Source organism: Planomonospora algeriensis (assembly GCF_977012225.1).
The window spans coordinates 1-270 of sequence record NZ_CDRNDK010001166.1 but is presented as its reverse complement, the minus strand read 5'-3'; the positions used below and the strand labels follow the sequence as shown (position 1 = coordinate 270).

1 pseudogene is annotated in these 270 nt (G+C 77.0%); it reads left to right on the top strand.

Going from position 1 to position 270, the window contains the following annotated elements:
- A pseudogene (locus ACWJ6R_RS38265) lies at window positions 1-270 on the top strand (hypothetical protein); the annotation flags it as partial.

Below are 270 nucleotides of genomic sequence, written 5' to 3'. Positions count from 1 at the left end.
ACGACACCTACGGCCATCCCGTCGGCGACGAGCTGCTCGTCGCCGTCGCCGGCCGCCTGCGCGCCGTCACCGGTGGGGTCGGCGGCGTCGGTGGTGACGGCGGTGACGGTGAGCCGGGCTCCTCAGCCGGCGAGGGGACCGCGGCTGGAGACGCAGGCGGAGACGCGGCTGGAGGAGACGGCGCCGGCGGTGGCGTGGACGGCGTGGGCCGGACTCTGGCGCGGCTGGGCGGCGACGAGTTCGCCATCGTCCTGTCCGGCCCCACCACCA